The organism is Geodermatophilus sp. URMC 60 (genome assembly GCF_053502585.1).
This window is the reverse complement of the sequence record NZ_CP199958.1, coordinates 2,126,580-2,143,036: the sequence shown is the minus strand read 5'-3', so window position 1 is coordinate 2,143,036 and position 16,457 is coordinate 2,126,580. Positions and strand designations below refer to the sequence as shown.

Here is a 16,457-nt window from a genome sequence, read left to right as displayed (position 1 = left end):
CGCGGCAGCCGGCCGGGGTCATGCCCGGCCGACCCCGTCGGGTGCGCCCCGTGGATCCCCGCGCCCTCGGCACGGCAGGATGACGGGCGTGACCGATACCGACGTCGCCCCCGTCCGCCTGGCCCCCGGTGACCCGGCGCCGGAGTTCACGCTGCCCGACGCCGAGGGCAACCCGGTGTCGCTCGCCGGCTACCGCGGCCGCCGGGTGATCGTCTACTGCTACCCCGCGGCCTTGACTCCGGGCTGCACCACGCAGGCCGTCGACTTCACCGCCGCGGCGGGCGACCTCGCCGAGGCCGGCCTGGACATCATCGGCATCTCCCCCGACCCGACCGAGAAGCTGCTGCGCTTCCGCGAGGAGGAGGGGCTGCAGATCACCCTCCTCTCCGACCCGGAGAAGCAGGTGCTCGCCGCCTACGGCGCGTACGGGACCAAGAAGCTGTACGGCAAGGAGGTCGTCGGCGTGATCCGGTCGACCTTCGTCGTCGACGCCGAGGGCCGCATCGAGAAGGCCGCCTACAACGTCAAGGCGACCGGGCACGTCGCCAAGCTGCGCCGCGACCTCGGCCTGGAGTGAGCACGGTTCAGGCCCGCCAGGTGCCGGGGCGCGGCTGGCCGTGGGTGGTGTCCGCGCTCAGCCCGACGAGCAGCAGCTCGGGGTGGCCGAGCCCGAACAGGCCGATGGTGTAGCCGAAGCAGGGCTCGTCGTCCTCCTCGCCGGAGCCGACGTACTGCACCCCCCAGCGGTGCCGGCGGATCACCCGGGCGAGGTGCGCGTCCTCCTGGTCGAGCCAGGCCGTCGTCTGCGGGCGAGCGGCATGCGCGGAGGGTGCCCGGGTGGAGGGCCGCCCTGCCGGCGGGCTGTGGACGGCGCGGCCGCTGTGGAGGGAGCCGCGGACCGTCAGTCCTCCGCCTCCGCCCGCCGGGCTCGGGCGCGGCGGCGGCCCTCGTGCATGGCCTGCACGCGGGCGACCGGGATGGTGTGGCCCTCGGCGACCAGGTCGGCGGGCAGCTCCTGCCGGTCGGGCAGCAGCGCCGTCCACGGGTCGCCGTCCCCCAGCTGTTCGGGTGCCGTCCGGACCGTCACGTTCCCGGGGCGCACCGAGGGCAGGTCCTCCCACGCCACCGGGGCCGACACCGGCAGCCCCGGTCGGATGCGCGGGCTGTAGGCGGCCACGATCGTCGAGGAGCCCGAGCGGGTGGAGTCGAGGAACACCCGGCCGTGCCGGTCCTCGCGGATGTAGGCGGTGGTGGCCAGGTCCGGGTCGAGCGCGGCGGCGCGGGCGGCCAGCGCGCGGGTCGCGGCGGCGGCGTCCTCGGGCCCGACCCCCCGCACCGGGACGACGACGTGCACGCCCTTGGACCCGCTGGTCTTCACCGCCCCGGCCAGCCCGCGATCGGCGAGCGCGCGACGCACCAGCTCGGCGGCCTGCACCACCACGGTGAAGTCGGCGCCCTCGGGCGGGTCGAGGTCGAGCACGATGCCGGTCGGCTCGGTCTCCTCACCGGCGCGGAAGAAGGGGACGTGGAACTCGACCGCCCGCTGGTTGGCCAGCCACAGCAGCGTGCGGCGGTCGTCGCAGAGCACCTGGTGCACCTCGCGGTGCGCGCCGTACGACCAGACCGGGACGGTGCGCACCCAGTCCGGGGCGCCCTTGGGGACGTTGCGCTGCATGAACGGCTCCTGGCCCGGCCGCACGCGCTTCACCGACAGCGGCCGGCCGGCCAGCTGCGGCACCAGCCGGTCGGCGAACGCGTCCAGGTGGTCGACCAGCTCGCCCTTGGTGACCTCCAGCCCGTCGCCCAGCGGGGCGTCGAGGCTGGTCAGCCGGACGCCGTCCCGTTCGTCGTCGACCACCGGCCCACCGTGCCCGCCGGCCGGCAGCGGAGCAAGCGGAGGTGACCCGGGAGCGGCTCCGTCCAGGGCATCGCCCTGAAGTCGCGAGGGGTGGGGAGGACGGGGTCCTTCCTCAGATGTCGTAGCTGACGCCCGGCGCGACCAGCTCGGCGGCCGGGAAGACCGCCCGAGCGTCCGCGAGCTGACCGGCGGCGTCCACCCAGGCGGGCACGTGGGTGAGCAGCAACCGGCCGACGCCGGCCGCGGCGGCGTGCTCGCCGGCCTCCCGGCCGGTGAGGTGCAGGTCCCGCGGCAGCCCGGGGACGTCGGGGTGCGCGGCCTCGGCCAGCAGGACGTCGGCGCCGCGGGCCAGCTCGACGACGGCGGCGCTGGCACCCGTGTCGCCGGTGTAGACCAGCGACCGGCCCCCGGCGGTGAGCCGGATGGCGTAGCACTCGACCGGGTGCGCGGTGCGGACCAGCTCCGCGGCGAACGGCCCCAGCTCGAGCCGCCCGGCGCCCACCAGGACGAAGTCGAAGACGTCGGTGAGACCGTCGCCGTCCGGGTCGTAGGCCAGGGCCAGCCGGCGTTCGGCGCCGACCGGGGCGAACAGCGGCACCAGCGGCTTGGTGGCCCGCCCGGAGTAGCGGTGCCAGACGACGAACGGCGCGATGTCCAGGCAGTGGTCGGCGTGCAGGTGGGAGAGGTAGACCGCGTCGACGGTGTCGGGGTCGGCGAGCGCCTGCAGGGCGCCGAAGGATCCGTTGCCCAGGTCGAGCAGCACGCGGAAGCCGTCGTGCTCCACCAGGTAGCACGACGCCGGGGACGCCGGCCCCGGGCCGCTGCCCGAGCAGCCGACCACCGTGAGCCTCACTCGACCGCCCCCTGCTGCGACGACAACGACGCAGGTCAGGCTAACCGCAGGGTCCGGGAGACCGGGCTCACGCCCACTCCTCGCCGGCGCCCGCCGGAGACGTCCGCCCAGGCTGCGCGGCCCACCCGTGAGCTCGCGAGCTCGCTCACGCCCAGAGCTGGCCCTCCAGCGCGGAGGTCGCCTCCTCCAGCGTGCCCGCGTAGGCGCCGGTGGACAGGTACTTCCAGCCGCCGTCGCAGACGATGAAGACGATGTCGGCCCTCCGGCCGGCCGCGACCTCCTTGTCGGCGATCCCCAGCGCCGCGTGCAGGATCGCGCCGGTCGAGATCCCGGCGAAGATGCCCTCCTGCTCGACGAGCTGCCGGGTGCGGCGGACGGCGTCCTGCGGGCCGACGCTGAACCGGGAGTCCAGCAGCGCCGGGTCGTAGAGCTCGGGGACGAACCCCTCGTCGATGTTGCGCAGCCCGTAGACCAGCTCGCCGTAACGCGGCTCGGCTGCGATGACCCGCACGTCGGGCTTCTTCTCGCGCAGGTAGCGGGAGACGCCCATCAGCGTGCCGGTGGTACCCAGCCCCGCGACGAAGTGGGTGATCGAGGGCAGGTCGGCCAGGATTTCCGGACCGGTGCCGGTGTAGTGCGCCTCGGCGTTGGCCGGGTTGCCGTACTGGTAGAGCATCACCCAGTCGTCGTGCTCGGCGGCCAGCCCCTTGGCGACGGCGACGGCCTGGTTGGAGCCGCCGGCCGCCGGGGAGCTGATGATCTGCGCGCCGTACATCTCCAGCAGCTGGCGCCGCTCGACCGAGGTGTTCTCCGGCATGACGCAGATCAGCCGGTAGCCCCGCTGCCGGGCCACCATGGCCAGCGAGATCCCGGTGTTCCCGCTGGTGGGCTCGAGGATGGTGTCGCCCGGCTTGAGCTTCCCCTCCTTCTCCGCCGCCTCGATCATCGAGATGGCGGCCCGGTCCTTGATCGACCCGGTGGGGTTGTGGTCCTCCAGCTTGGCCCACAGCCGGACGTCGGGGGTCGGCGACAGGCTCGGCAGCCCCACGAGCGGGGTGTTGCCGAGCGAGTCGACGAGGGAGGCGAAGCGGGCCATGGGGAGCTCTTCCGGGGAGACGGACGGGGGTGCTGCGAGCGTCGGGCGCTCAGCAGCCGCCGGCGACCGCCGGGAGGATGGTGACCGAGTCGCCGTCCTTCACCTGGGTGTCCAGCGCACCGGTGAAACGGACGTCCTCGTCGTTGACGTACACGTTCACGAAGCGGTGCAGCTTGCCCTCCTCGGTGACGAGGCGGTTCTTCAGCCCCGGGTGCTTGGCGTCGAGGTCGTCGACGAGCGCGGCCAGGGTGTCCCCGTTGCCCTCGACGGTCTTGTTGCCGCCGGTGTGGGTGCGCAGGATGGTCGGGATCCGGACCTCGATGGCCATGGCGTGTCTGTTCTCCTCGGGACTCGGGTGTGCTGCTGCGCGACCGCGCAGCGGGACGTGCGTCTCCGACGGGCAACGCCCGCTCGACGTGGGGCATTCCGGGAAGTGGTCCCCGGTGGCCCTCCTGCAGGGTCCCGCCGCGAGCTCGCGAGCGGCGGGGGCAGGAGGGTCCTCTCTCAGTCGTAGACGACGGTGGTCGGCGAGTGGCCGAACAGGTAGGACTCGACGACCTCGACGTCCTCCTCGGTGACGACGCCGTCGACGATGCGGAAGCTGCGGAACTCGACCTCGTCGCCGGACAGGCCGGTCTGGTCGCCGTGGTGACGGGTGGAGACCAGGACGTAGTGCGCGTTCGGCTCCGAGGCGTAGCTGATGTCGGTCCGCGACGGGTACGCCTCGGTGGCGGTGTGCGAGTGGTAGACGACCACCGGTTCCTCGCCCCGGTCGTCCATCTCCCGGTACAGCCGCAGCAGGTCACCGGAGTCGAACTCGTAGAACGTGGGCGACCGCGCGGCGTTGAGCATCGGGATGAAGCGCTCCGGGCGGTCGCTGCCCTCCGGGCCGGCGACGACGCCACAGGCCTCGTCCGGGTGGTCCTCCCGGGCGTGGGCCACGATGGCGTCGTAGGTCGCGCGGTCGATGCGCAGCACGCCCCTCAGTCTAGGAGGACCCCTGCACCGCACCGGGAAGGACCCCGTCCTCCTCACCACTCGCACGCCCGGGGCGGGCCTCGGGACGGGGCCGGCGTGGGCCGCTGCAGGGGGCCGCCCGATACGGTGCCCGTTCGTGGTCCTCGAGCTGCTCATGGTCGCCGGTGTGCTGGCCGTCGCCGTGCCCGCGCTGGTGCGCGGCGCCCAGGGGCTGCGCCGCCGCAGCAGGCACTACGGCCGTGCCGTCGGCACCGACCGGGTGGCGCTCGTGCTGGTCGTCGCCATCCAGCTGCTCGCCCTGCTGCTGGTCTCGGTGCTCTCGCTCGTCGTCCTGGTGTGCGCCGTCGGGGCGATCGTGCGGGACCTGGAGATGCCCGGCCTGGTGTCGGTGTTCTTCGTGCTCGACCTGCTGCTCGCGGCGCTGGTCGTGCTCACCTTCGGCCGGCGCGACCGGCGGCGAGTGCGTCGACGAGCGACCCCTGCAGCCCGGTGAGCCAGTAGTAGACGGCCAGCTGCTGCCCGTCCTCGCTGGCGAGGTCCTCCGGCGGCTCGGTGTCCTCCTGCACGTCGAGCCGGGTGCCCAGCGCGAGGCGCAGGTCGTTGCTGGTGCGCAGCCACGCGGTCGCCTGCTCGGGGTCCAGCCGGACGGTCCCGCCGTCCGGTGGCAGGCTGGCGCGGACCATGGCCAGGTCGTCGGCCTTGCCCGCGCGCAGCGTGGACTCGGTCAGCTCGCGGTAGTCGGCGGCCAGCTCCGGATCGCTGCGGTGCCCCGGGGGCAGCAGCCGGGCGATCACCGGGTCGCCGGCGACGTCCTCGGCCTCGGCGGTGAGCAGCTGCTCGAGCTGGTCGAGCAGCAGCGCGACGACGCGGGCCTCGGCCGGATCGAGCCGCGCCACCAGCTCGTCCCCCCTGCGGCGGAACGGCTTCACGCGACCTCCTCGTCGGCGCTCGTGGGACGCGTTCGCCGGCCGGCTGGGCCCATCGGTGGGATCGCGAGCTCGCTCACGTGTCGCGCTGGTAGCTGGCCCACAGGCCGTAGGCGTGCAGCCGGCTGGTGTCGTGCTCCATCCGTTCCCGCGGCCCGGAACTCACGATCGCCCTGCCCTCCTCGTGCACCTGCAGCATCAGCGTGGTCGCCGTCGGCTCGTCGTAGCCGAACAGCTCCTGCAACACGTAGGTCACGTACGTCATGAGGTTGACCGGGTCGTTCCAGACGATGGTGACCCAGGGGCGGTCGAGGTCGCCGTGCTCCTCGACGGTCTCCTCCGGCGTCCGTGTCGGCGCGAGTGGTCCGGCCACGGCTCCACTCTAGGAGACCCGCTCGGGCGGTGAGCCACGTCGGCCCCGCCTAGGCTCCTCAGCCATGCCGACGGGTCCCGCCCTGCTCACCGACCGGTACGAGCTCACCATGGTCGCCGCGGCCCTGGCCGACGGCACCGCCGAGCGCGACTGCGTCTTCGAGGTCTTCGCCCGGCGGTTGCCGCACGGCCGTCGTTACGGCGTGGTCGCCGGCACCGGCCGGCTGCTGGAGGCGCTGCCCTCGTTCCGGTTCACCGACCAGGACCTCGCCGCCCTGCAGGAACAGGGGCTCACCGACCCGCGGCTGCTGGACTGGCTCGACGGCTTCCGGTTCAGCGGGGACGTCGACGGCTACGCCGAGGGTGAGCTGTTCTTCCCCGGCTCCCCCGTGCTCACGGTCCGGGCGCCGTTCGCGGAGGGGGTGCTGCTGGAGACTCTGGTGCTCTCGGTGCTCAACCACGACAGCGCGATCGCGTCGGCAGCGGCACGGATGGTGGCCGCGGCCTGCGAACGCCCGTGCATCGAGATGGGCTCCCGGCGGACGCACGAGGAGGCCGCCGTCGCCTCCGCCCGGGCCGCCCACCTGGTGGGCTTCGCCTCGACCTCCAACCTCGAGGCCGGTCGCCGCTACGGGGTGCCGACGACGGGCACCAGCGCGCACGCCTTCACCCTGCTGCACGACGACGAGGCCGCCGCCTTCCGCGCCCAGGTCGCCGCCCTGGGGGTCGGCACCACGCTGCTCGTCGACACCTACGACGTCGACCAGGGCATCCGGACGGCGATCGAGGTGGCCGGCCCCGGGCTCGGCGCGATCCGGTTGGACTCCGGGGACCTCCCCACGCTGGCCACGCACGCCCGCGAGCTGCTCGACTCCCTGGGCGCGACCGGCACGCGGATCATCGTGACCAGCGACCTCGACGAGTTCGCCATCTCCGGGCTGATGGCCGCGCCGGTCGACGGCTACGGCGTCGGCACGTCGCTGGTCACCGGCTCCGGCGCGCCGACCGCCGGGATGGTCTACAAGCTGGTCGAGCGGGACGGCGTCCCGGTGGCCAAGCGCTCGGAGGGCAAGAACTCCGTCGGTGGCCGCAAGTACGCCGTCCGCCGGCACGACGGCTCCGGGACGGCGACGGCCGAGGTGGTGACCAGCGAGCCGGTGCTCGCCCGGGAGGGTGACCGGTCGCTGATCGTGGAGCTGGTCCGCGGCGGGGAGCTCTGCGTGCCGGCCGCGCCGCGGGAGGCGCTGACCGCCGCCCGCGCGCACCACCAGCAGGCGCGTGCGGCGATGCCGGCGGAGGCGTTCGCGCTGTCCCGCGGGGACTGCGCCATCGAGACCGTGACGGCTTGAGGAGGACGGCGATGACCCGCGCCCTGGTGGTCGTGGACGTGCAGAACGACTTCTGCGAGGGCGGCAGCCTCGCCGTCGCCGGTGGCGCGGACGTCGCGGCCGCGATCAGTGCGCACGTCCGCGCGCACGCCGCCGACTACGCGCACGTGGTGGCCACCCGCGACCACCACGTCGACCCCGGCGGCCACTTCGCCGAGCAGCCGGACTACGTGGACACCTGGCCGGCGCACTGCGTGGTGGGCACGGACGGCGTCGAGCTGCACCCTCGACTGGAGCGGAAGCCCATCGAGGCGGTGTTCGACAAGGGCGAGCACGCCGCCGCCTACTCCGGCTTCGAGGGGCGCTCGGACGGCGTCCCCCTGGCCGACTGGCTGCGGGCACACGGGGTGGACGCCGTGGACGTCGTCGGCATCGCCACCGACCACTGCGTGCGGGCGACCGCGCTGGACGCCGTCGCCGAGGGCTTCGCGACCCGGGTGCTGCTGCCGCTCACCGCGGGCGTCAGCGAGGCGACCACCGATGCTGCGCTGGAGCGGCTGCGCACGGCCGGCGTCCAGCTGGAGGGCACCGTCCACCGAGCCTGACCCACGGACGACTCCGGCCGACTCAGGCCCGGTCGACCGCCCGGGCAGCACCTCCCCGCGGTCGCGCCGACGGGACGGGCTGCCCGGGGACGGCACCTGCCCGCGGTCTCATCCAGGGGATGACGTGGGCAGCGCGTCGAGGACCTCGTCGCGCGTGAAGCCGAGGACCTGCAGCACGGCGTCGAGGTAGGGCTGGTTGAGCGCTGTGTGTGCCTGCTCCCGCACGTAGGGCTTGGCGTTGAAGGCGATGCCCAGCCCGGCGGCGTTCAGCATGTCGAGGTCGTTGGCGCCGTCGCCGACGGCCACGGTCTGGTCCAGCGGGATGTCGTACTCGTCGGCGAAGCGGGCGAGCGCGCGGGCCTTGCCGGCGCGGTCGACGATCTCCCCCACCAGCCCCCCGGTGAGCCGCCCGTCGGCGACCTCGAGGGTGTTCGCGGCGGCGAAGTCCAGCCCGAGCTGCTCGGCCAGCGGATCGGTGATCTGGGTGAAGCCGCCGCTGACGATGCCGCAGCGGAAGCCGAGCCGCTTGAGCGTGCGGATCAGCGTGCGCGCGCCCGGCGTGAGGACCAGGGCCTCGCGGACCTCGTCGAGCACCTCGACGGGCAGCCCCTCGAGCGCGGCCACGCGCGCCCGCAGCGACTGGGCGAAGTCCAGCTCCCCGTTCATCGCGGCGGCGGTGATCCGGGCGACCTCTGCCGCTCGCCCGGCCCGCGCGGCGAGCTCGTCGATGACCTCGCCGCGGACGAGCGTGGAGTCGACGTCGAGCACGATGAGCCGCTTGCTGCGGCGGGCCAGGCCGACCTGCTCCACGGCGATGTCGGCGCCCGTCGTGGAGGCGACCGCGGCCAGCGCGGTGCGCAGCTCGGTGGCCTCGGCACCGGAGACGGTCAGCTCGAAGCTGGTCACCGGGTAGTCCGACAGCCGGCGGATCGCCTCGATGTTGCCGCCGATGCCGGCGATGGCCGATGCGGCGCCGGCCACGGCCTCCGGAGGCACCGGGCGGCCGAGCAGGATGACGTGGTGCGGGCGGCCCTCGGGGGCGGCGTCGAGCCCGGCATCGGCGGCCGACTCCACCTGGACCCGCAGGCCGGTCGCCTCCGCGACGTCGGCGGCCAGCCGTTCGAGCGCGGCGAGGAACCGGCTCTCCTCCACGGGCCCGCCCTCCGCGGGCAGCGCCCCGACCACGACGCCGAGCACCAGCTGCCCGTGGACGACGACCTGCTCGACGTCGACCACCTCGACCGGCGGGTGCTCCCCTGCGGGCGCGGCCAGGGCGGCGAACAGCCGCGCGGTGACCCCTCGCCGGTCGCCTCCGGAGACGGTCAGCAGCGCCCGCGGGGTGGAGACGGCGGTCGGCGACGTGCGGGGGGCGGGGTCGAGCGGCACGGCGGTCATCCTCCCGCACCGCCGTCGGGCGACCTGCCACCGGTCGGAGGCGGGCGGCCGAGCCGCCCCCGGACGCGGCGACGCCCCGCCGGCCGAGGCCGACGGGGCGTGGCGGGGTGGAGCGTCGACTACGTGGGGTCGGGGTCGTTCGGCCCCTGCCGGGGACCGGCGGTGCCACCGAGCTCGCTGACACCGGCGTAGGGCTCGTGCCGCTTGCCCGCGTGCGCCTCGCGCTGCAGGCGCTCCAGGAGGTGCGGGTAGTGCGCCTCGAACGCCGGCCGCTCGGAGCGGATCTTCGGGATCTCGGTGAAGTTGTGCCGCGGCGGCGGGGACGACGTCGCCCACTCCAGCGAGTTGCCGTGGCCCCAGGGGTCGTCCCGCAGCGCCAGCCGGCCGTACCGCCACGACTTCGCCACGTTGTAGAAGAACGGGATCGTCGAGGCGCCGAGGATGAAGGAGAAGATCGTCGACACCGTGTTCAGCGTGGTGAACTGGTCGCTGACCAGGTAGTTGGCGTACCGGCGCGGCATGCCCTCGCCGCCGAGCCAGTGCTGCACCAGGAACGTGCCGTGGAAGCCGATGAAGGTCAGCCAGAAGTGCAGCTTGCCCAGCCGCTCGTCCATCATCCGGCCGCACAGCTTCGGGAACCAGTAGTAGACGCCGGCGTAGGCGGCGAACACGACGGTCCCGAAGACCACGTAGTGGAAGTGGGCCACGACGAAGTAGCTGTCGTTCAGGTGCCAGTCCAGCGGCGGGCTGGCCAGCAGGACGCCGGTCAAGCCACCCAGGAGGAAGGTGACCAGGAAGCCGATCGAGAACAACATCGGCGTCTCGAAGGTCAGCTGGCCGCGCCACATGGTGCCGATCCAGTTGAAGAACTTGATGCCGGTCGGCACGGCGATCAGGTAGGTCAGGAACGCGAAGAACGGCAGCAGCACCGCACCGGTCGCGTACATGTGGTGCGCCCACACCGTCAGCGAGAGACCACCGATGGCGAGGGTCGCGAGGACCATGCCCTTGTAGCCGAACAGCGGCTTGCGGCTGAACACCGGGATGACCTCGGTGATGATCCCGAAGAACGGCAGCGCGATGATGTAGACCTCGGGGTGCCCGAAGAACCAGAACAGGTGCTGCCACAGCATCGGCCCACCGTTCTCCTCCGAGTACACCAGGGCACCCAGCTGCCGGTCGGCCAGGAGGCCGAACAGGGCGGCGGTGAGGATCGGGAAGGCGAAGAGCACCAGCAGGCTGGTGACCAGGGTGTTCCAGGTGAAGATCGGCATCCGGAACAGCGTCATGCCCGGCGCCCGCAGGCAGGCGATCGTGGTGATGAAGTTGACCGCACCGAGGATCGTGCCCAGGCCGGACACCGCCAGGCCGGCGATCCACAGGTCGGCGCCGGCGCCGGGGCTGTTGGTCGCGTCGGACAGCGGGGTGTAGGCGTACCAGCCGAAGTCGGCCGCACCACCCGGCGTGAAGAAGCCCGACACCGCGAGGGTGGAGCCGAAGAGGAACAGCCAGTAGGAGAAGGAGTTCAGCCGCGGGAAGGCGACGTCGGGTGCGCCGATCTGCAGCGGCATGATCAGGTTCGAGAACGCGAAGAACAGCGGCGTCGCGAAGAACAGCAGCATCACCGTGCCGTGCATGGTGACCAGCTGGTTGTACTGCTCCGGCGACAGGAACTGCAGCCCCGGCCGAGCCAGCTCCCCGCGCATCAGCAACGCCATCAGCCCGCCGACGGCGAACCAGACGAAGGAGGTGGCCAGGTACATCAGGCCGATGGTCTTGTGGTCGGTGGTCCGCAGCAGGTTCGAGAGCCGCGAGCCCTTCTCCGCCTGGTGAACCGGGCTCGGCCGGCTCACGATCGGCGCCGGTGCGATCGTCACGGCCGCAGCTTAGACGGTTCCCGCGACGCCCTTCCTGCCGACGCCTGAGGCGCGCCGGTCCCCGCCGCTCGGCTGTGCCGGTCCCTTGTCCGAATCGTGACCTGGCGGGCTCCGGTCAGCCGTTCCGGGTCCAGGTCGTGACGTCGACCGACACGGTGACCGGCGTCCGGTCGGGCAGCCCCGCCACCGCCGCGGTCAGCGCCTCGGGGCTCAGGTGGCGGGCGTGCGGCCCCATGCCGACCAGCGTCGTCACCGTCGCCCGGTCCAGCTCCAGCCGCTCGCAGTGCCCGGTCGCGGCGACCGGGCGCAGGTGCGGCTCGAGGGTGGCCGACAGCCGGCGGGCCTTGTCCGGGTCGACCCGCAGCAGCCCGAGCGGGCCGACGAGCTCGGCGAGGTGGTCGGCAGCCGGGGTGACGACGACCAGCCGGCCACCCGGCCGCAGCACCCGCGCGGTCTCCGGACCGTTGCGCGGAGCGAAGACGACCAGCACCCGGTCGAGGGCGGCGTCGCGGACCGGCAGCCTGGCCCAGGCGTCGCCCACCACCGCCAGGGCCCGCGGGTGGACACCGGCCGCGCGGCGGGCGGCGTACCGGGAGGAGTCGAGGACCACCCCGACCGCGCCGGGCAGCCGGTCGAGGACGCCGGCCAGGTGCTGACCGGTTCCGCCGCCGACGTCGAGCAGGCTGCCGGGCGGGGCGTCGTCCCCCGCGACGACGGCGTCGGCCAGCGCGCGCGTCACGCCGGCGTAGTGGCCGGAGGCGAGGAAGGCGACCCGGTCGGCGACCATCGCCGCGGAGTCGCCGGACGGCGGCACGTGCCCGGGCGGCAGCAGCGTGACGTGCCCCTGCCGGGCCCGGTCGAAGGAGTGCCCGGCCGGGCAGACCAGCCCGGCCTCGTCCCGCGCGGCCAGGGGCGCCGCGCAGACCGGGCAGGCGAGCAGCTCGACCGCCCCGGCGGGCCACGGGCGGCGCGGACTCACCGGCTCGCAGCGGGGTCGGCGGCCCGCGGCGCCCCGCGGGAGGACGCCTCGACCGCCCGGCCCGGCACGACGCCGACCGCCAGGGCCGCCGCCACGGCGCCGGCCGCGAACGCCGCCGGGTAGCCGGGCCCGCTGTCGACGAGCAGCGCGGCCAGGGGCACGGTCAGGGAGGCGGAGAGGTTCTGCACGGTGTTGTGCGCGCCGAGCGCCCGTCCGGCCCAGGCGCTGCCGGCCTGCTCGGCCACCGAGGTGAAGGCGATCCCGTTGGGGCTCACCGTGACGATCGCGGAGAGGACGACGGCCGCGGCGACGGCGGCCGGGGCGAGCACGTCCGGGGTGAGGACGGCGACGACGGCCAGCGCTCCGACGACGGCGGCCACCGCGACCGCGACCAGCCGCAACGGGCCCACCCGGCTGCCCGCGCGGTCCGACCACGCGCCCGCACCGAGCCGCGCGGCCGCCCCGCCGAACTGGGTGACCGCCAGCAGCGTGCCGGCCCCGGCGGTCGACCACCCGGCCTCCCGCACCAGGAAGTCGAAGCTGAAGGCCGCGACCACGAACTGCGGGACGACGAGCAGCGTGCTGGCCGCGTGCACCCGCCACAGCACCGGCGAGCGGTAGGGCGAGGCCGCCCGGGGCGCGCCCGGGGACCGTTCGGGCCGCGCCGGGTCGCGCACCAGCGCCCCGACGAGGACGGCGGCGACCGCGCACCCGGCGGCGAGCGCGGCGAACGCCGTCCCCGGGCCGTTCTCGGCCAGCCGCGGCAGCGCGAACGCGGCCACCCCGACGCCGATCGGCTGCCCCGCCTGGCGCACCCCCATGGCCAGGCCGCGCTGCTCGGCCGGGAACCAGCCCAGCACCAGCCGCCCGCTGGCCGCGTGCACCGAGGCGCTGCCCGCACCCGCGAGCAGCAGCCACAGCCCGGTCGCCACCGGCGTGCCGGCCAGCGCGGCGCCGGTCAGGGCGGCCGCGGCGACGCCGAGCCCGGCGCCGAGCACGATCCGCTCGCCGTACCGGTCGGCCGCCGCGCCCCAGGCCAGCAGGCTGAGCACCAGGCCGGCCGTGGGAGCGCTGACCAGCAGGCCGATCGCGGCCAGCGGGAGCCCCTCCTCGCGCAGGGCCACGGTGAGGAAGGGCAGCCCGTTCTGGACCGCGCACGCGGCGACCAGTCCGACCAGGCTGATCCCGAGGTGGCGCCAGCGGGCGTCGGCCGCCCTCACCTCCCCACCGGGTGGAAGGTCACGTCGCGCAGCACGCCGTCGTCGGCCACCGCGGTCACGAAGGTGCAGTGCGGCTGCCGGCGCCGGTCCGTGGGCGAACCGGGGTTGACCAGCCGCAGGCCGGATGGCGCGCCCGCGCTCGGTGTCACCGTGTCCCAGGGGATGTGGCTGTGCCCGAACACCAGCAGGTCGGTGTCGGGGAAGCGGGCGGCACAGCGGGCCTCGCGGCCTCGTCTGTCGCCGGTCTCGTGGACGACGGCCAGCCGGATGCCGCCGACCTCGGCGCGGGCCACCTCGGGCAACCGCTCGCGCAGCGCGCCGTGGTCGTTGTTGCCGTGGACGGCGACCAGCCGGCGGGCGCGTTCCTCGAAGCGGTCCAGGAGCGCGACGTCCACCCAGTCGCCGGCGTGCACGACGACGTCCGCCTCGTCGATCGCGGCCCACAACGCACGAGGTACGTCGCGCGCCCGCTTCGGGACGTGCGTGTCCGCGGTGAACACCAGCGATACCGGCACGTGGACATGGTTGCAGGCGGCCACCTCCCCCCGGGCCCCGCTGTGGCCTCTGCTCCGGCACCACCCCCGAGGACCTCCAGGACGGACCCCTCGCCGGCCCGCGCGTCCGGGGCGCGCCGGTCCCCGCGGTGCTGATCCGGGCGACCAGGGACGACGTCCCGCCGAGGGCACCCCGGTCCACGCCGGGTGACCCGGTGATCAGCTGAGCTGATCACCGCGGTTCCGGGTTGGCCACCAGAGGTGAGCCCGGAGCCGCGACGGTGGGCCAGGACGGCCCGCCCTCACCTGCCCCGCGCCGCCATGGCCCGGAGGCGTTCGTTGTAGGCGACGAGCTCGGCGTCCCCGGTGCGGTCGGCGACCCGTTCGAGCCTGCGGGCCTTCCGCTGCTCCGACCCCATCCAGGCGAAGAGCACCAGCGCCAGGACGAAGACCGTCGGGATCTCGCCGAAGGACCAGGCGATGCTCCCGGCGGTCTTCTGGTCCGCGAGCGGGTCGACGCCCCAGCCCGCCGGCGGGTTGGCGAAGGTCTCCACGACCAGCGAGCCGGCCATCAGGATCGCGACGCCGAAGAAGGCGTGGAACGGCATCGGGATGAGCAGCTCGAGCATGCGGCCGCCGTGGCCCGCCGTCCGGGGCCAGGGGTCCTGGGCCAGGATCGGCCCGAAGAACAGCAGCCCGGTCACCGTGAAGTGGGCCAGCATGAACTGGTGGCCGACCGGGTTGGCCATCAGCGCGTCGAACAGGGGCGTGAAGTAGACGGCGTAGAGGCTGGCCAGGAACAGCGGCAGCGTGAACGCCGGGTGCGAGAACGCCCGGGCCACCCGGCTGTGCAGCGCGTCGAGCAGCAGCGCCCGTGGGACGCCGGCCAGCCGCTTGCCGCGCGGCAGGGTCCGCAGCGCCAGGGTCACGGGGGCGCCGAGCAGCAGCAGGATCGGCGCCACCATCGACAGCACCATGTGCTGGGCCATGTGCAGGCTGAACAGCACCATGCTGTAGCCGTTGAACCAGGTGCCGGTCACCGCGAACAGCGAGACGCAGCCGGATGCCCAGGACGCCGTCCGCCACCACGGCCAGGCCACGCCGGTGCGGCGCAGCACCACGACCGCGACCAGGTACCCGACGAGGCCGACCAGGCCCAGCACCGCCAGCCACGACCAGCCGTCCAGGTGCGGCAGGAACATCCGCCCCCAGGTCGGCGGCTCCACGGGCACCCACATGCCCGAGTGATGACCGTGGTCCACCGCTGCCTCCTGCCCTGCCGTGCGCCTGCGCCCCCACTGTCCCACCAGGTGACGTGATGGAACGGCCCCCTCGCAGGGCCCCGCGCCGAGCGGAGCGAGGCGTGGGGGCGAGGGGGTCCTTCTACTCGTGCACCGGCGCCTCGTGGCCGGCGTGCGCCTCGGCCTCCAGCTGGAAGGTGCAGTGCTCGACGTCGAAGTGGTCGCCCAGGCAGGCGCAGAGGGCGTCGAGCACCCGCCCGCCGTGGCCGTCGGCCAGCGCCTCGTCGCTGACGACGACGTGCGCGGACAGCACCGGCAGGCCGGAGGTGATCGTCCAGGCGTGCAGGTCGTGGACGCCGACGACGCCGTCCACCCCGAGGACGTGCGCGCGCACCTCGTCGAGGTCCACGCCGCGCGGGGCCGCCTCGAGCAGCACGTCGACCGCCTCGCGCAGCAGCGACCAGGCCCGCGGCAGCACCAGCGCCGCGATCAGCAGGGAGGCCACCGTGTCGGCCGGGGTCCAGCCGGTGGTCGCGCCGACGACGGCGGCGACGAGGACGGCGACCGAGCCCAGCGCGTCGCCCAGCACCTCGAGGTGGGCGCCGCGGACGGCGAGGGACGCTGAGCGGCCGGAGTGCAGCAGCGCCAGCCCGGCGAGGTTGACGGCCAGGCCCACGGCGGCGACGGCGAGCACCACGCCGGAGTCGATCTCGGGCGGGTCCCCGATGCGGCGGACCGCCTCCACGACGACGTAGCCGGCGACGGTGACCAGCAGCAGACCGTTGGCGACGGCGGCGAGGATCTCCGCGCGCTGCCAGCCGAAGGTCCGTCGTCCGCGGGCGGGGCGCTGGGCGAGGGAGACCGCGCCGAGCGCCAGGCCGATGCCGAGCGCGTCGGTGGCCATGTGTGCGGCGTCGGCGAGCAGTGCCAGCGACCCGGAGACCACTGCGCCGGCGATCTCCGCGACCACCACCGCGACGGTGAGCCCGAGGACGACGGCCAGCCGGCGGCGGTGCGCGGCCGACGCGGTCGCCGCCGGGGCACCGTGGTCGTGCCCGTGCCCCCTCACCGCTCCCCCGCCGTCGCGTCGCGCACGGTCCGAGTGTCCCGCACCGCCCTGGTGGCGGACCGGAACGGCTGCCCGCAGGGACCCTGGCCCCGTCCCGGGTCCCGGCCCGAGCGTGCGAGGGTCGGGGAGGACGGGGTCCTTCTCCTGCGAGTGGCGGGGGCAGGGG

19 protein-coding genes are annotated in these 16,457 nt (G+C 74.5%); 4 read left to right on the top strand and 15 right to left on the bottom strand.

The genetic code is table 11. The annotated features are described in order from the left end of the window. Positions 1-88 precede the first annotated feature (88 nt). Complete coding sequence (bcp, locus tag ACWIX3_RS10335; RefSeq protein ID WP_448611984.1) at positions 89-577, top strand: thioredoxin-dependent thiol peroxidase; 489 nt, start codon at positions 89-91, stop codon at positions 575-577. Positions 578-584: 7 nt separating this feature from the next. On the opposite strand, the gene ACWIX3_RS10330 is transcribed toward bcp, so the two are convergent. From ACWIX3_RS10330 to ACWIX3_RS10305, 6 genes are all read right to left on the bottom strand, one after another. Further along, complete coding sequence (locus ACWIX3_RS10330) at positions 585-761, bottom strand: DUF4262 domain-containing protein (protein WP_448611983.1); 177 nt, start codon at positions 759-761, stop codon at positions 585-587. Between the two features lie 140 nt (positions 762-901). Then, positions 902-1,858: a DNA polymerase domain-containing protein gene (locus ACWIX3_RS10325; protein WP_448611982.1), complete on the bottom strand. Its 957-nt coding sequence runs from the start codon at positions 1,856-1,858 to the stop codon at positions 902-904. Positions 1,859-1,970: 112 nt separating this feature from the next. Continuing rightward, positions 1,971-2,711, bottom strand: coding sequence for an MBL fold metallo-hydrolase (locus tag ACWIX3_RS10320; RefSeq protein ID WP_448611981.1), 741 nt, complete (start codon positions 2,709-2,711; stop codon positions 1,971-1,973). Positions 2,712-2,856: 145 nt separating this feature from the next. Next, positions 2,857-3,807 (bottom strand): PLP-dependent cysteine synthase family protein, encoded by a 951-nt coding sequence (locus ACWIX3_RS10315; protein WP_448611980.1) that lies wholly within the window; start codon positions 3,805-3,807, stop codon positions 2,857-2,859. 49 nt (positions 3,808-3,856) lie between these two features. Continuing rightward, complete coding sequence (locus tag ACWIX3_RS10310; protein ID WP_100500997.1) at positions 3,857-4,135, bottom strand: ubiquitin-like small modifier protein 1; 279 nt, start codon at positions 4,133-4,135, stop codon at positions 3,857-3,859. Positions 4,136-4,311: 176 nt separating this feature from the next. Next, positions 4,312-4,785 (bottom strand): Mov34/MPN/PAD-1 family protein, encoded by a 474-nt coding sequence (locus ACWIX3_RS10305; RefSeq protein WP_448611979.1) that lies wholly within the window; start codon positions 4,783-4,785, stop codon positions 4,312-4,314. Positions 4,786-4,921: 136 nt separating this feature from the next. Here ACWIX3_RS10305 and ACWIX3_RS10300 point away from each other — a divergent pair, with 136 nt between their 5' ends. Then, on the top strand, positions 4,922-5,278 hold the full coding sequence (locus ACWIX3_RS10300) for a hypothetical protein (protein WP_448611978.1): 357 nt from the start codon (positions 4,922-4,924) through the stop codon (positions 5,276-5,278). Here ACWIX3_RS10300 and ACWIX3_RS10295 read toward each other — a convergent pair. Together ACWIX3_RS10295 and clpS are read right to left on the bottom strand one after the other, a co-directional pair. Then, a complete protein-coding gene (locus ACWIX3_RS10295; RefSeq protein WP_448611977.1) occupies positions 5,217-5,714 on the bottom strand; it encodes a DUF2017 family protein in 498 nt (165 codons plus the stop codon). The two genes, ACWIX3_RS10300 and ACWIX3_RS10295, sit on opposite strands and share 62 nt — an antisense overlap. A gap of 73 nt (positions 5,715-5,787) precedes the next feature. Beyond that, positions 5,788-6,084 carry an ATP-dependent Clp protease adapter ClpS gene (clpS, locus tag ACWIX3_RS10290; protein ID WP_448611976.1) on the bottom strand — a complete coding sequence of 99 codons (297 nt, stop codon included), beginning with the start codon at positions 6,082-6,084 and terminating at the stop codon, positions 5,788-5,790. A 64-nt stretch (positions 6,085-6,148) separates the two neighbouring features. Between clpS and ACWIX3_RS10285 the strand changes: the two genes are divergently transcribed. Together ACWIX3_RS10285 and ACWIX3_RS10280 are read left to right on the top strand one after the other, a co-directional pair. After that, positions 6,149-7,432, top strand: a complete 1,284-nt coding sequence (locus ACWIX3_RS10285) for a nicotinate phosphoribosyltransferase (protein WP_448611975.1) — start codon at positions 6,149-6,151, stop codon at positions 7,430-7,432. A gap of 11 nt (positions 7,433-7,443) precedes the next feature. Beyond that, positions 7,444-8,016, top strand: coding sequence for an isochorismatase family protein (locus ACWIX3_RS10280; RefSeq protein WP_448611974.1), 573 nt, complete (start codon positions 7,444-7,446; stop codon positions 8,014-8,016). 108 nt (positions 8,017-8,124) lie between these two features. Here ACWIX3_RS10280 and serB read toward each other — a convergent pair whose 3' ends face one another. The 7 genes from serB to ACWIX3_RS10245 all read right to left on the bottom strand — a co-directional run bounded on the left by serB (position 8,125) and on the right by ACWIX3_RS10245 (position 16,291). Next, complete coding sequence (serB, locus tag ACWIX3_RS10275) at positions 8,125-9,402, bottom strand: phosphoserine phosphatase SerB (protein WP_448611973.1); 1,278 nt, start codon at positions 9,400-9,402, stop codon at positions 8,125-8,127. A gap of 128 nt (positions 9,403-9,530) precedes the next feature. Then, positions 9,531-11,288 (bottom strand): aa3-type cytochrome oxidase subunit I, encoded by a 1,758-nt coding sequence (gene ctaD, locus ACWIX3_RS10270; protein WP_448611972.1) that lies wholly within the window; start codon positions 11,286-11,288, stop codon positions 9,531-9,533. Between the two features lie 115 nt (positions 11,289-11,403). Then, complete coding sequence (locus tag ACWIX3_RS10265) at positions 11,404-12,267, bottom strand: putative RNA methyltransferase (protein WP_448611971.1); 864 nt, start codon at positions 12,265-12,267, stop codon at positions 11,404-11,406. Then, the gene (locus ACWIX3_RS10260) at positions 12,264-13,487 is read right to left on the bottom strand and encodes an MFS transporter (protein ID WP_448611970.1); all 1,224 of its coding nucleotides are present in this window, start codon (positions 13,485-13,487) and stop codon (positions 12,264-12,266) included. The genes ACWIX3_RS10265 and ACWIX3_RS10260 overlap by 4 nt, the downstream gene beginning before the upstream one ends. Next, entirely contained in the window at positions 13,484-14,002 is a 519-nt protein-coding gene (locus ACWIX3_RS10255; protein ID WP_448611969.1) for a metallophosphoesterase family protein, read from the bottom strand. Before ACWIX3_RS10255 ends, ACWIX3_RS10260 begins: the two co-directional genes overlap by 4 nt. A 281-nt stretch (positions 14,003-14,283) precedes the next feature. After that, positions 14,284-15,243, bottom strand: coding sequence for a cytochrome c oxidase assembly protein (locus ACWIX3_RS10250; RefSeq protein ID WP_448611968.1), 960 nt, complete (start codon positions 15,241-15,243; stop codon positions 14,284-14,286). A 121-nt stretch (positions 15,244-15,364) separates the two neighbouring features. Beyond that, the gene (locus ACWIX3_RS10245; protein WP_448611967.1) at positions 15,365-16,291 is read right to left on the bottom strand and encodes a cation diffusion facilitator family transporter; all 927 of its coding nucleotides are present in this window, start codon (positions 16,289-16,291) and stop codon (positions 15,365-15,367) included. Positions 16,292-16,457: the final 166 nt, after the last annotated feature.

Coding starts and splice junctions, on each gene's coding strand:
- ACWIX3_RS10315 (WP_448611980.1), bottom strand. CDS start 3,807: ATGGCCCGCTTCGCCTCCCTCGTCGACTCGCTCGGCAACACCCCGCTC.
- ACWIX3_RS10310 (WP_100500997.1), bottom strand. CDS start 4,135: ATGGCCATCGAGGTCCGGATCCCGACCATCCTGCGCACCCACACCGGC.
- ACWIX3_RS10285 (WP_448611975.1), top strand. CDS start 6,149: ATGCCGACGGGTCCCGCCCTGCTCACCGACCGGTACGAGCTCACCATG.
- ACWIX3_RS10280 (WP_448611974.1), top strand. CDS start 7,444: ATGACCCGCGCCCTGGTGGTCGTGGACGTGCAGAACGACTTCTGCGAG.